Annotated in this window: 14 protein-coding genes; 7 read left to right on the top strand and 7 right to left on the bottom strand. The window is 72.3% G+C overall.

The genetic code is table 11. The features are described 5' to 3' along the window. Positions 1-201 precede the first annotated feature (201 nt). Entirely contained in the window at positions 202-654 is a 453-nt protein-coding gene (locus tag ACFYXS_RS27570) for a DUF3662 domain-containing protein (RefSeq protein WP_389252863.1), read from the top strand. Here ACFYXS_RS27570 and ACFYXS_RS27565 read toward each other — a convergent pair. Beyond that, complete coding sequence (locus ACFYXS_RS27565) at positions 572-1,429, bottom strand: YihY/virulence factor BrkB family protein (protein ID WP_389252861.1); 858 nt, start codon at positions 1,427-1,429, stop codon at positions 572-574. The two genes, ACFYXS_RS27570 and ACFYXS_RS27565, sit on opposite strands and share 83 nt — an antisense overlap. Before the next feature lie 332 nt (positions 1,430-1,761). Here ACFYXS_RS27565 and ACFYXS_RS27560 point away from each other — a divergent pair, with 332 nt between their 5' ends. After that, a complete protein-coding gene (locus ACFYXS_RS27560; protein WP_389252859.1) occupies positions 1,762-2,031 on the top strand; it encodes a hypothetical protein in 270 nt (89 codons plus the stop codon). Positions 2,032-2,188: 157 nt separating this feature from the next. Continuing rightward, entirely contained in the window at positions 2,189-2,368 is a 180-nt protein-coding gene (locus ACFYXS_RS27555) for a hypothetical protein (protein WP_389252857.1), read from the top strand. On the opposite strand, the gene ACFYXS_RS27550 is transcribed toward ACFYXS_RS27555, so the two are convergent. After that, positions 2,361-3,188 carry an aldo/keto reductase gene (locus ACFYXS_RS27550; protein ID WP_389252855.1) on the bottom strand — a complete coding sequence of 276 codons (828 nt, stop codon included), beginning with the start codon at positions 3,186-3,188 and terminating at the stop codon, positions 2,361-2,363. The genes ACFYXS_RS27555 and ACFYXS_RS27550 overlap by 8 nt on opposite strands. A gap of 299 nt (positions 3,189-3,487) precedes the next feature. Here ACFYXS_RS27550 and ACFYXS_RS27545 point away from each other — a divergent pair, with 299 nt between their 5' ends. Next, positions 3,488-4,708 carry an MFS transporter gene (locus ACFYXS_RS27545; protein ID WP_389252853.1) on the top strand — a complete coding sequence of 407 codons (1,221 nt, stop codon included), beginning with the start codon at positions 3,488-3,490 and terminating at the stop codon, positions 4,706-4,708. A 65-nt stretch (positions 4,709-4,773) separates the two neighbouring features. Next, positions 4,774-5,781 (top strand): aldo/keto reductase, encoded by a 1,008-nt coding sequence (locus tag ACFYXS_RS27540; RefSeq protein WP_389252851.1) that lies wholly within the window; start codon positions 4,774-4,776, stop codon positions 5,779-5,781. Positions 5,782-5,856: 75 nt separating this feature from the next. On the opposite strand, the gene ACFYXS_RS27535 is transcribed toward ACFYXS_RS27540, so the two are convergent. The 4 genes from ACFYXS_RS27535 to ACFYXS_RS27520 all read right to left on the bottom strand — a co-directional run bounded on the left by ACFYXS_RS27535 (position 5,857) and on the right by ACFYXS_RS27520 (position 8,657). After that, entirely contained in the window at positions 5,857-6,276 is a 420-nt protein-coding gene (locus ACFYXS_RS27535; RefSeq protein ID WP_389252849.1) for an SRPBCC family protein, read from the bottom strand. Between the two features lie 65 nt (positions 6,277-6,341). Next, the gene (locus ACFYXS_RS27530; RefSeq protein ID WP_389252847.1) at positions 6,342-7,361 is read right to left on the bottom strand and encodes an aldo/keto reductase; all 1,020 of its coding nucleotides are present in this window, start codon (positions 7,359-7,361) and stop codon (positions 6,342-6,344) included. A 161-nt stretch (positions 7,362-7,522) separates the two neighbouring features. Then, positions 7,523-7,987, bottom strand: coding sequence for a MarR family winged helix-turn-helix transcriptional regulator (locus tag ACFYXS_RS27525; RefSeq protein WP_389252845.1), 465 nt, complete (start codon positions 7,985-7,987; stop codon positions 7,523-7,525). An 85-nt stretch (positions 7,988-8,072) separates the two neighbouring features. Beyond that, positions 8,073-8,657, bottom strand: coding sequence for an ester cyclase (locus ACFYXS_RS27520; protein WP_389252843.1), 585 nt, complete (start codon positions 8,655-8,657; stop codon positions 8,073-8,075). A 128-nt stretch (positions 8,658-8,785) separates the two neighbouring features. On the opposite strand from ACFYXS_RS27520, the gene ACFYXS_RS27515 reads away from it, so the two are divergent. Together ACFYXS_RS27515 and ACFYXS_RS27510 are read left to right on the top strand one after the other, a co-directional pair. After that, positions 8,786-9,400, top strand: a complete 615-nt coding sequence (locus tag ACFYXS_RS27515; protein WP_389252841.1) for a TetR/AcrR family transcriptional regulator — start codon at positions 8,786-8,788, stop codon at positions 9,398-9,400. Between the two features lie 168 nt (positions 9,401-9,568). Continuing rightward, positions 9,569-10,669: an NADH:flavin oxidoreductase/NADH oxidase gene (locus ACFYXS_RS27510; RefSeq protein WP_389252839.1), complete on the top strand. Its 1,101-nt coding sequence runs from the start codon at positions 9,569-9,571 to the stop codon at positions 10,667-10,669. Between the two features lie 308 nt (positions 10,670-10,977). Here the strand turns inward: ACFYXS_RS27510 and ACFYXS_RS27505 are convergent, their stop codons facing one another. Continuing rightward, positions 10,978-11,772: an SDR family NAD(P)-dependent oxidoreductase gene (locus ACFYXS_RS27505; RefSeq protein ID WP_389252837.1), complete on the bottom strand. Its 795-nt coding sequence runs from the start codon at positions 11,770-11,772 to the stop codon at positions 10,978-10,980. Between the last annotated feature and the right edge of the window lie 88 nt (positions 11,773-11,860).

Genomic DNA, 11,860 nt, shown 5'->3' with positions numbered 1-11,860 from the left:
TTCCGCCGCCCCGGCGATCGGGGCGCGGACGCACGCCCTGCCCGGGCCCTGCCCGCAGGTGCCGTCGCTTCCGCCGCTTCCATCGCAGCACACCTCCCACCGGGTCGCAGTTCCGGCTGTTCGTCCCGCCGCACCGCCCGTTTCCGGCCGCGGTCGCGGCGCGACGGCATCAGGCCCGGCACCCCGGGCAGGCGCGGTGACATGGGGATGCTGCGACGCTGGGAAAGGGCGATCGAGCGCTGGGAGCACGCGCTGTACGCCAAGGCCTTCGACCACGAGCCGGTGGAACTGCTCGACGCACTGCGACGCGAGTGCGACGACCGCGCCGTGGTGTGCAGTGCCCGCCGGGTGGTGGTGCCCAACGTCTACACCGTCGAGCTGGCCGTCACCGTCCACGAGGAACTCGGCCAGGACCGCGGCCGCGTGGGGGAGGCCCTCACGGACGCACTGCAACGCCACGCCGAACGCCGGGACTACGAGTGGGCGGGCCCGCTCACCGTGCACATCACCGGCGCCGCGGCCCGGCTGCCCAACGGCCGTTACCGGGTGGTCAGCAGCCCGATGCGGCAGATCAGGGCCGACGTGATCGCGCCACGTCCCGGCCGGCGGCGCACGGGCCCCCGCCCGTCCGGTGGCGCCGCAGCTCCGCGTTGAAGTGCGCGCCGCTGAGCAGCGCGAGGTTGGACACCCACAGCCACATCAGGAACACCACCGTGCCGGCCAGCGGCCCGTACAGCCGGCTGTACGTCCCGACGTGCGAGACGTACAGCGTCAGCACGGGAGTGGACGCGAGCCACAGCAGCACCGCGAGCACGCCGCCGGGCAGCATGGCCCGCACCGGGCGGACCTGCGGCGGCCCGGAACGGAAGAGGACCAGCACCAGCAGTGTCGTCAGGCCCAGCAGCAGCGGCCACTTGACGACGTTCCACGCGGTCACCGCCACCCCTGACACGCCGAGCAGTTCACCGGACCGACGGGCCAGCCGGCCCGTGAGCATCAGGGTCAGCGGGCCCAGCGCGAGCAGCGTCAGCAGCACCGAGGCCGTCGCCGCGATGCGCGGCGCGGTGCGCCAGGACGGCCGGTGGTCCCGCACCCGGTTCATCGCGTGCAACGCCCGCCGGAAGACGGCCAGATAGCTGACCGCCGACCACAACGCGGCCGTTCCACTGGTGACCGCCAGCACCCAGGCGGCCGACCGCTCCCGCGCCACACCCCGCATCGTGCGTGCCAGCATCTCGCCGGACCCGGCGGGGGCGAGGGCACTCACCCGCGCGATCAGGTCACCGGTGGCCGACGCGTCGGCCAGGCCGATGACCGACACCGTGAGCAGCATGCCGGGGAAGAGCGTCAGCACGCCGTAGTACGTGAGGGCGGCGGCTTTCTCCGACGCGTCCTCGTCCCAGAGCGCCACGGCGGTGCGGCGTGCCACCGTCAGCAACTCCGCGGCCAGGTAAGGGCGGTCCCGCGATCGCGGGCTCCCGGTCCCGCGGAGCCCGCCCGCCACACTTCGCTGCTCCGCCATGGTGTTCCCGTCCGCTCCCGCTCGGTTCCGTCCGTTTCCATCCGTTTCCGTCCGGCCGTGCCGTGTCCCGGGCGGGCCCGTCCCGCGTGACGCGTCTGCCCGGACCGGGGTGCGACATGCGCCGTTTCCCTCGGTTCGACCGGCGCCGCGGCGGGGTTCACCCATGGAGACCATCCTTGGAATAACCGGCGCACGAGCGGGGCAAGGGTGGTGACGAAAGCGAAAGGGAGTGACTCTTCGTGGATTTGAAGATTCGCAGGCTCGTTTTCTGCGCGGCACTGGGCGGCGGCGTGCTCGGGGCCCTCATCGGTGCCGTGTCGGCGGGCAATGTGTTCAACGCCTTCTTCGCCGCAGTGCTGTGCGCCACGACCGCGGTCGCCGGTGTTCTGCGCTGGAGCGAGCACGGCGGGTCGCGCGGCCGCCCGGCACGCCGCGCCCGGCGTCCCGATCAGATTCCGCACCAGCGTCGCGTCGGACACGTCGGCGGACAGGACGCGCTGCGCTGGTGACCCGGGACGAGGGACCGGCACGGATCGTGCCGGAAGACGCCTGACGACGGCCGGCCGCCGCGGGGGCGGGCGGCGGCCGGACATCGTCGGTGGGGGAGTGCCATGGATCGCGCGGCGGGGGAAGGCGCGAGGGCGACCCCACGTGGAGGAGGCCCCGATGATCGCCGCACTCGTGCTGGGACTGCCGGTGTTCCTGCCGGGTCTGCTGCTCGTGCTCTCCGCGGTGGAGGACCGGCTGTTCAGCCCGCCCGCCGCCCCGCCTCCGGCCGGGCCTCCCGCCGGCGTCCCGCCGACGCCCTGGGGGACGGCCGACCGGGCCGCGCGGGCGGTCAGTTGAAGGTGGCGGGGTCCGGTCCGATGCGGCCGCCGTCGTCGAGGGCGTCGATCGCCGCGATGTCGGAGTCGGTGAGGTCGAAGCCGAAGACGTCGAGGTTCTGACGGATGCGCTCGGGTGTCACGGACTTCGGGATGACGACATTGCCCTGCTGCAGGTGCCAGCGCAGGATCACCTGGGCCGGCGTCCTGCCCAGGCGGCCGGCGATGGAGGTGACGGCCGGGTCCCCGAGCAGAGCGCCCTGGGCGAGCGGGCTCCACGCCTCGGTCGCGATGCCGTGCCGCGCGTGGAAGGCGCGCAACTCGCGCTGCTGCAACCGCGGGTGCAGTTCGACCTGGTTGACCGCCGGGGTGACACCGCTCTCGTCCATCAGGCGCCGCAGGTGCTCGGGCTGGAAGTTGGAGACGCCGATGGCACGCGCCCGCCCCTCGGAGCGGATCTTCTCGAAGGCACGCCAGGTGGCCGGGTAGCGGTCGTGGGCGGGCGCCGGCCAGTGGATCAGGTACAGGTCCACATGGTCGAGGCCGAGCCGCGCCAGGGAGGCGTCGAAGGCGGCCAGGGTGCTGTCGTACCCCTGGTCGGCGTTCCACAGCTTGGTGGTGACGAAGAGCTCGTCGCGGGGGATGCCGGAGGCCGCCAGGGCCTGGCCGACGCCGGCCTCGTTGCCGTAGATCGCGGCGGTGTCGACGCTGCGGTAGCCGCTCTCCAGTGCGGTGGTGACGGCGGCGGCCGTCTCGTCGTCGGGCACCTGGAAGACGCCGAAACCGAGCTGCGGCATGGTGACGCCGTTGTTCAGCGTGAGGTGGGGGATGGGTGTCGTCATGGCGCTGATCCTTTCGCGTCACGGCCTGCCGGGGCCGTGGGAGCGAGTGCGGACGGGTGAACGTCCGGGCGGAGGGGGGGAACCTTCCGCGCTTCGGGCCGCACGCTAGTTGCGTCCGCCAGTATTTGCAAACGCGGCATACGTGAGAGGGTGGGCAGAGTGCGTCCGCCGTATATCGATACCCCGGGGGCGTCGAGGGGGGCCGGCCCGGATGGCCCGCGTTTGACGTTATGCAGCGTGTGCAAATATTGTGGACGCCAGCTAGGCGCCATCGCAATCTTTGAGAGGTCGTCCTCACCATGCCCATCGCGCTCCTGGCCCTCGCCATCGGGGCCTTCGGGATCGGAACCACCGAATTCGTGATCATGGGCCTGCTGCCGCAGGTCGCCTCCGACTTCGGCGTGTCCGTACCCACCGCCGGCCTCCTGGTCACGGGCTACGGCCTCGGCGTCATGATCGGCGCGCCGATCATGACGCTGCTGGGCACCAAGGTGTCCCGCAAGAACATGCTCATGCTGCTCATGGTCCTTTTCGTCCTCGGCAACCTGGTGTCCGCGTTCGCCCCGGTCTTCGGCGTCATGCTGGCCGGGCGCATCCTGGCCTCCTTCACCCATGGCGCCTTCTTCGGCATCGGCTCCGTGGTCGCCGCCGAACTGGTCGCGCCCGAGAAGAAGGCCCGCGCCATCGCGCTGATGTTCACCGGGCTGACCGTGGCGAACGTCGTCGGTGTGCCGCTGGGGACGCTCATCGGCCGGAGCGCCGGATGGCGGGTGACCTTCGTGCTCGTCGCCGCCCTCGGCGTCCTCGGGCTGGCCGGCGTCGCCAAGCTGGTGCCGGACCTGCCCAAGCCCGAAGGCGTGAGCCTGCGGCACGAACTGCGCGCCTTCCGCAACGCGCAGGTCGTGCTGGCGATGGCGATGACCGTGCTGGGCTTCGGCGGCGTCTTCGCGGCCATCACCTACATCGCGCCGATGATGACCGACGTGGCCGGCTTCGCCGGCTCCTCGATCACCTGGCTGCTCGTCCTGTTCGGCGCCGGCATGGTCGTCGGCAACCTGATCGGCGGCAGGTACGCCGACCGGGCCCTGATGCCCATGCTCTTCACCGCGCTCGGCTCGCTGGCCGCCGTGCTCGCCCTGTTCACCCTCACCGCGCACAGCCGGCCCGCCGCCGCCGTGACGGTCTTCCTGATCGGCGCCCTGGGCTTCGCCACCGTGCCGCCGCTGCAAAAGCGGGTCCTCGACCAGGCGTCCGGAGCCCCGACCCTGGCCTCGGCCGTGAACATCGGCGCCTTCAACCTCGGCAACGCCCTGTCCGCCTGGCTGGGCGGCATCGTCATCGCCGCGGGGCTCGGCTACACCGCGCCCAACGTGGTCGGCGCGGTGCTCACCGGCTCCGCCCTGGTGCTGGCCGTGATCTCCGCGGGACTCGACCGGCGCCGCGGCCACGGCGGCGGCCCCAGCCGGGTCGTCGCCGACTCCCGGGGCCCGGAGCGGCCCGCTCTCGCCGCCCGGCACTGACCCACCGAATCCGGCGGGCGCCGCGTCAGCGATCCCGCGATCCCGCAATCCGAGAAGGAACCCCCATGGACTTCACGCGCACCCTGCCCGACCGGATCGGCTTCGGCACCGCGCCGCTGGGCAACATGTTCCGGGCCATCCCCGAGGACGAGGCCGCCGCCACCGTGCAGGCGGCCTGGGACCAGGGCATCCGCTACTACGACACGGCGCCGCTGTACGGGGCGGGCCTGGCCGAGATCCGGCTGGGCGACGCCCTCGCGGACAAGCCGCGCGACGCGTACGTCCTGAGCACCAAGGTCGGCCGGATCATCCTCGACGAGGTCGACCCGGCGGCGCGTGAACTGGGCGAGAAGGGCAACCTCTTCGAGCACGGCCGCCCCAACACGATCGTGAACGACTACACCGCCGACGGCACGCTGCGCTCCGTCGAGGAGAGCCTGAAGCGCCTGCGCACCGACCGCGTCGACATCGTGTGGGTCCACGACATCGCGCAGGACTTCTACGGCGACGCGTGGCTGGAGAAGTTCGAGGAGGCCCGCACCGGCGCCTTCCGCGCCCTGTCCCGCCTCCGGGAGGAGGGCGTCATCAAGGCCTGGGGCATCGGCGTCAACCGCGTCGAGCCCCTGGAGACCACCCTCGACCTCGACGAACCGCGCCCGGACGCGTTCCTGCTGGCCGGCCGCTACACCCTGCTCGACCACGAGCGGGCCCTGCAGCGCCTGATGCCCGCCGCCGCGGCGGCCGGTGTGGGCGTCGTCGTCGGCGGCCCGTACAGCTCGGGCGTGCTGGCCGGTGGGCGGCACTTCGAGTACGCGGAGGCCTCCCCGGAGATCCTGGCCAGGGTCGGGCGGATCAGGGAGATCGCCGACCGGCACGGCATCGGCGTCAAGGCCGCGGCCCTGCAGTTCGTCCTCGCCAACCCGGCGGCCGCCGCCGTGATCCCGGGCGCCACGAAGCCCGGCCGCATCGCGGAGGACCTGGCCGCGCTGCGGGAGCCGGTCCCCGCCGGCTTCTGGCGGGAGTTGCGTGCGCAGGGCCTGGTCGCGCAGGACGCCCCGCTGCCCGCGGTCTGACCACGGGCGTACCGCGCGGCGGGCACACACCGCCGGTGCCGGCCGCGCTTCGGGGTGGTCCGTGGTGGTCGCGCGTCAGCCCGAGAGGGCCTTGAGGAGGCCGTCCAGGCCGTCGCGGTAGATCCCGGTGAAGAGAGCGATCACGTCGTCGTCCTCGACCCCCTGCGGGACGAACCGGCCGGACCACTGAACCTCGGCCGCGTCCTTCTCGCCGGGGACCTCGTGCACCCGCAGCGTGGACAGGTAGCCCGTGATGGGGAAGGGGCTCTCGTCGATGGTGTAGGCGTAGGACCGCTGCTGCGCGTCGAAGGCCACCAGGCGTTCGATGACGACCTCGCCCTGGGAGGTCGTGAGCCGGCGGACCCGGCCGCCTTCCAGGAGGACGCAGTCCGGGATGGTGGGGATCCAGTCGGGCAGGGAGCCGAAGCCGCCGATCAGCCGCCACACGTGCTCGGGGGAGGCGGGGACGACCTGGCTCGTCGAAGTCGATGCCATGGGGGTTCTCCTGGTGTCGTCGGCGGGTGCGCGCGGAGGGTGACGCCGCGGCCGGGGGCGCGGATTCAGGCGCCGTCGGGGAGCGGCGCGAAGGGACTGACGAGTCCCGCCGCGCGCAGGTCGTGCCAGAACGCGGCAGGGATCTCCTCCCGTGCCGCGGCGATGTCCTCGGTGATGCGGCTCGGCCGGGTCGCCCCGGGGACGACGGCGCACGCGACCGGGTGGGCGAGCGAGAACTGCAGTGCGGCCGCTTTCATACCGACGCCGTGCCGGTCGGCGATCTCCCTGATCCGCCGGACCTTGTCGCGCACTTCCGTGGACGCGGGCCGGTACTCGAAGTGCTCGCCGCCCGCCAGCACCCCGGAGCTGTAGGGTCCCCCGACGACCATGCCGAGGCCCTGCTCCTGTGCGGTGGGCAGCAGTCGCTGGAGGGCGCGCTCGTGGTCCAGCAGGGTGTAACGGCCGGCGAGCAGGAAACCGTCGGGCTGCGGCTCCTCCAACTCCAGGGCCAGTTCGATGGGTTCGACGCGATTGGTGCCGATGCCCCAGGCCTTGATGACACCGTCGTCGCGCAGCCTGGTCAGCACCCGGAAGGCGCCGGTGCGCGCCTCGTCGAACTTCTGGAGCCACGTGTCGCCGTGGAAGTCCTGGGCGATGTCGTGGACCCACACGATGTCGATGCGGTCGGTGCCCAGCCGCTTGAGGCTGTCGTCGAGCGAGCGCTCGGTGGCCTCCGCGGTGTACTCGGTCACCATCGTCAGGCGCCGTCCGTGCTCGAACAGGCCTTCCTTCTCGCCCAGTTCGTGTTCACGCGCGCCCGGGTCCTCCCTCTCGTCGAAGACGACCCGTCCGACCTTCGTGGACAGCGCGTAGGTGTCCGAGGGCTGACGGGCCAGGAGTTCACCCAGGCGCAATTCCGCCAGGCCGGCTCCGTAGAAGGGCGCCGTGTCGTAGTAGCGGATGCCCTGGTCCCAGGCGGCCCGGAGGGTTGCCCGCGCCTCCCCGTCCGGTACGGCGCGGAACATGTTGCCCAAGGGGGCGGTGCCGAAGCCGATGCGGTCGGGAAGGATCGAGGCGAGCCTCATGACGGGTCCCTTCAGCGGTGCCGGACAGTCCAGCCTGACACGGCAGAACAAACGATCGCAAAAGGGGCGTAACGGTGAGGATATCCCGAACGGCGGCGCTTCTCACGATGAGTTGAGGCCGGTCGCGCAGCGCGACCGGCCTCCGGTGATCCGCTACGGGCTCAGACGGCCGCCGGGAGGTGCAGCCCCTCGACCGTCCTGACCAGCGGGGCCAGGTTCGGGTTCTTCGCGGCCTCGTCCAGCGCGTCGCGCAGCGCCGCGTCATTGGTCGGCCGGGCCTCGGCGAGCAGCGCCAGGCCGGGCTCCGTGACGTCGGTGTAGATCCCCCGGCGGTCGGTGACGCACAGGTAGCGGCTGAGCAGCCCCCGGTCCTCCAGGCGGGTCACCAGGCGCGTCGTCGCGCTCTGGCTGAGCACGACGGCCTCGGCCACCTGCTTCATCTGGAGGTGGCCGCCCGGTCCGTCGTGCTGCCGGCTGAGGACCTCCAGCAGGGAGTACTCGCGCACACTCAGTTCGTGTCCCGCCTGCAGGGCGCGCTCGATGTGCGCCTCGATCCTGCCGTGCAGGGCCGAGAGGGCGTACCAGCTCTGCGAGAGCCCGGTCAGGGCCGGATCCGTCGCGGTCATGGCCGCCTCCCGATGATCTACGTCTGCAATAATTAACGTCTGCAACTATTGTGGACGTCACGCTGCCCCGGCGCAAGCATCCTGGTCAGCCCCGATGGCCGGCGGCGCTGAGGCCGTCCACCGCGCGGGCCGCCTCGGCCGCCGCGGCCGTGACCTCCGCGGCGGCGCGTGCCGCGCGCCCCGAGATCTTCCACGCGGCGACGCGCAGCGCGACGGCCGGTGAGGGCGGGAAGACCCCGAGCTGGCCGAGCATCGTCAGGTCGTCGCGCAGGGCCTCGTGCCGGACCACCTTGCCGTCCCGGATGTCGAGCAGGTGCACCTGCTCGAAGTCGACCTCCCGCCCGGTGGGCGGCACGGCCTGGTCGAGCGCCCCGTCCTTGAAGCGGACGAACGGGCCCGTGTGCCGCCCCTGCATGCGCAGTCGCACCCACACCTGGTGGTCGTTGGCGGCCACCCCGACGAACGGGAAGCGCAGGCCGTCGAAGGCCGACCGCAGCCACACGCCCGACGCCAGCGTGCCGGCGGGGCCGGGGATCGCGCAGGCCGCTGGGGCGACCGCGGCCTCGCGGTTGTGGTTGTCCGCGCCGACGACCTCGGCGGCCAGGGCGGGATCGCCCGTCTCGAGTATCCGGAAGAGTCCGTGTGCCAGTTCCGCGGCATCCATCGCCATCGTTGTGTGCCTTTCGCCCGCGTCGGGTGGGTTCGGTGGCGCGGGGTGTTCCGCGGCCGCACATATTGAGGTTACTGAGCACTCATTGAATAGGTCAATGTTGAGATCATTTTGGCTAGGATGGTCCGGTGAACCAGAAGCGCGTCTACGTATCCCCCCTCCGCGAGCAGGCCGCGGCACGCACCCGCGCGCAGATCCTCGACCGGGCCGCCGCGCTGTTCGCCGAGCGCGGCTACGGGCGCGTCACCGTCGCGGACATCGCCGCGGCGGCCGGCGTGGCGTCGAAGACGGTGTTCGCCAGCGTGGGGAGCAAGGGCGACATCCTCGACCGGATCGTTGACGCGGCCGTTGTGGAGTCCGGGTACGGGGACGCCGTCGCCCGCGTGCTCACGCTGCGCACCCCGGACGAGGCGCTGCGCGCCGTCGCGCACGGCACGCGCGCCGGGAACGAGAGCCAGTTCCGGGTTCACGAGGCCATCCACAAGGCGCTGCCGGTCCACGAGAACGGCGAGGCGCTGTGGGAGCGGGCCACCACCGCGTACCGTGCGGCGCTGCGCACCGTCGCCGTCCATCTGCACGGGCTCGACGAGCCGCCGCGCCACTGTGTCGTCGAGGAGACGGCCGACCTGCTGTGGTTCTGGTTCGGGCCCACCGGCTGGCGCACGCTCGTCGTCGAGAACGGCTGGCCCTGGGGGCGGGCCGAGGACATGCTGCACCGCACCGCTGTCGCCACGCTCTACTGACCGCTCTCTGTCGGCCGCCGGGGCGGCGCGAGTGAAAGCATGCGTTTGCATTTATAGGCGTCTGCAATTATTGTGGTTGCTTGTAAGGCGCTGTTGCACTGATATGGCGGCCTGGACGCCCGCGCCATTGCCCCAGGCCCCCCGACGCCATCAGAGGAGACACCCCGCGTGACCACCCTGTTCGAGCCGTACACCCTCAGGTCGCTGACCGTCCCCAATCGCATCTGGATGGCGGCCATGTGCCAGTACAGCGCGGCACCGGACGGCGCTGACGCCGGCGTGCCGAACGACTGGCACTTCGCCCATCTCTCGGCCCGCGCGGCCGGCGGCACCGGCCTGATCATCACCGAGGCCACCGCCGTCAGCGCAGAGGGCCGGATCAGCCCCTACGACCTCGGCATCTGGAACGACACCCAGGTCGCCGCGTTCCGGCGGATCACTGAGTTCCTGAAGTCCCAGGGCACCGTCCCCGGCATCCAGCTCGCCCACGCCGGCCGCAAGGCCTCCACCGAGCGCACGTGGGTCGACCGGGGCGCGCCGATCCCGCCCGGCGAGCCGCACGGCTGGACCCCGGTGGGCCCGAGCCCGCTTCCCTTCGCCGAGCACTCGACGCCCCCCGTGGAGCTGACCGCCGAGCGGATCGGGGAGATCGTCCAGGAGTTCGCCGACGCGGCCCGCCGGGCGCTGGCCGCCGGTTTCCAGGTCGCCGAGATCCACGGTGCGCACGGCTACCTGATCCACCAGTTCCTCTCGCCCTACAGCAACCGGCGCACCGACGCGTACGGCGGCTCCTTCGAGGGCCGTACCCGCTTCGCCCTGGAGGTCGTCGACGCGGTCCGCGCCGTGTGGCCCGAGGAACTGCCGCTCTTCTTCCGCACCTCCGCGACCGACTGGCTCGCCGAGAACGCGGACGACGACCGTGAGGGCTGGACCGGCGAGGACACCGTGCGCTTCGCCAAGGAACTGCACGCCCGCGGTGTGGACCTGCTGGACGTCTCCACGGGCGGCAACGTGCCGGACGCCAGGATCGAGGCCGTCCCCGGCTACCAGGTGCCCTACGCCGAGCGCGTGCGCAGCGAGACCGGCATGCCGGTGGCGGCCGTCGGCCTGATCACCGAGCCCGAGCAGGCGGCGGCCATCGTGGCCTCGGGGCGTGCGGACGCCGTGCTCCTCGCCCGGGAGCTGCTGCGCGACCCGTACTGGGCCCGGCACGCAGCGCGCAAGCTCGGCGGCGAGGTCGGCACTCCCGTCCAGTACCACCGCGCGTAGGACGGTACGGAGCCATACGACGAGGGGCGGGGCGCGGAACGCGCTCCGCCCCTCGCGCGTGTCCGGGCGGGCCGCCGCGGCATGCGCGAGGCGGCGGGACGATGACCTTCGGGGGCCGGGACAACTTCGGCAACGTCGGCGGAGCGCGGCCCAACTGGAGCTGACGGCCGAGGACATCGACCGACTCGACAGGGTCAGCGCCCCCGAACTCATCGATCCGCACTGGCACCAGGCCAACCTGGTCTCCTCGCGGTTCGGCGAGCGGGACCTCGGCCTGCACGGGCCCGCCCGCTGACGGGCCGCCGCCGTCAGGGCAGGATCGCGTCCACGTAGCCGCCGTCGACCCGCAGCGCGCCGCCGGTCGTCGCGGACGCGAAGTCGGAGCTGAGGTAGACCACCATGTTGGCGATCTCCTCGGGCTCGATGAGCCGTTGCAGCAGGGACTGCGGACGGTGCTCCCGCATGAAGACCCGCTGCGCCTCGTCCCAGGGCAGGTCAGGGTCGACCATCTGGTGGACGAAGTCCTCGACGCCCGCCGTGTGCGTGGGGCCGGCGATCACCGAGTTCACGGTGACGCCGGTCCCGGCGGCCTTCTTGGCGAAGCCGCGGCCGACGGCGAGCAGGGCGGTCTTGGTCATGCCGTAGTGGATCATCTCGACGGGGGTCACGACCGCCGAGTCGCTGGCCACGTACTGGACGCGGCCCCAGCCGCGTTCAGTCATCCCCGGCAGGTAGTGGCGGGTGAGGCGGACCGCCGCGAGCACGTTGACCTCGAAGTAGCGCCGCCACTCGGCGTCGGTGATGTCGAAGGCGTCCACCGCCCCGAAGACGCCGAGGTTGTTGATCAGCACGTCGACGTCGGGCAGCGCCGTCAGCACGCGGGACGTCCCGTCCTCGGTCGCGACGTCGGCACTGACGGGTACGAAGTCGCCGTCCGGGACCTCGCCGCGGAGCCGTTCGACCGCTTCGTCGACCCGCTTCGACGTCCGGCCGTTCACCCCCACCCTGGCGCCCGCGCGGGCGAGGCCCGCGGCGACGGCGGCGCCGATCCCCTGTGTTGATCCGGTGACCAGCGCGGTGCGTCCCGTGAGGTCGATGCGCATGTCCGACTCCCTGCGATGCCGACGGCCCCGATGACCGGTCACGTACCCGGTCCGGGCGCGGGCAAGCGCTTCGCCGGCTCCGTGCGGG

It is taken from the genome of Streptomyces sp. NPDC002574 (genome assembly GCF_042889545.1).
Classification (GTDB): domain Bacteria; phylum Actinomycetota; class Actinomycetes; order Streptomycetales; family Streptomycetaceae; genus Actinacidiphila.
This window is presented reverse-complemented; position numbering and strand designations above follow the sequence as displayed.

Excerpts from the sequence above, each read along its gene's own strand:
- ACFYXS_RS27550 (WP_389252855.1), bottom strand. The coding sequence starts at position 3,188 with ATGACGACACCCATCCCCCACCTCACGCTGAACAACGGCGTCACCATG.
- ACFYXS_RS27545 (WP_389252853.1), top strand. The coding sequence starts at position 3,488 with ATGCCCATCGCGCTCCTGGCCCTCGCCATCGGGGCCTTCGGGATCGGA.
- ACFYXS_RS27525 (WP_389252845.1), bottom strand. The coding sequence starts at position 7,987 with ATGACCGCGACGGATCCGGCCCTGACCGGGCTCTCGCAGAGCTGGTAC.
- ACFYXS_RS27540 (WP_389252851.1), top strand. The coding sequence starts at position 4,774 with ATGGACTTCACGCGCACCCTGCCCGACCGGATCGGCTTCGGCACCGCG.
- ACFYXS_RS27555 (WP_389252857.1), top strand. The coding sequence starts at position 2,189 with ATGATCGCCGCACTCGTGCTGGGACTGCCGGTGTTCCTGCCGGGTCTG.
- ACFYXS_RS27570 (WP_389252863.1), top strand. The coding sequence starts at position 202 with ATGGGGATGCTGCGACGCTGGGAAAGGGCGATCGAGCGCTGGGAGCAC.
- ACFYXS_RS27535 (WP_389252849.1), bottom strand. The coding sequence starts at position 6,276 with ATGGCATCGACTTCGACGAGCCAGGTCGTCCCCGCCTCCCCCGAGCAC.
- ACFYXS_RS27505 (WP_389252837.1), bottom strand. The coding sequence starts at position 11,772 with ATGCGCATCGACCTCACGGGACGCACCGCGCTGGTCACCGGATCAACA.
- ACFYXS_RS27520 (WP_389252843.1), bottom strand. The coding sequence starts at position 8,657 with ATGGCGATGGATGCCGCGGAACTGGCACACGGACTCTTCCGGATACTC.
- ACFYXS_RS27530 (WP_389252847.1), bottom strand. The coding sequence starts at position 7,361 with ATGAGGCTCGCCTCGATCCTTCCCGACCGCATCGGCTTCGGCACCGCC.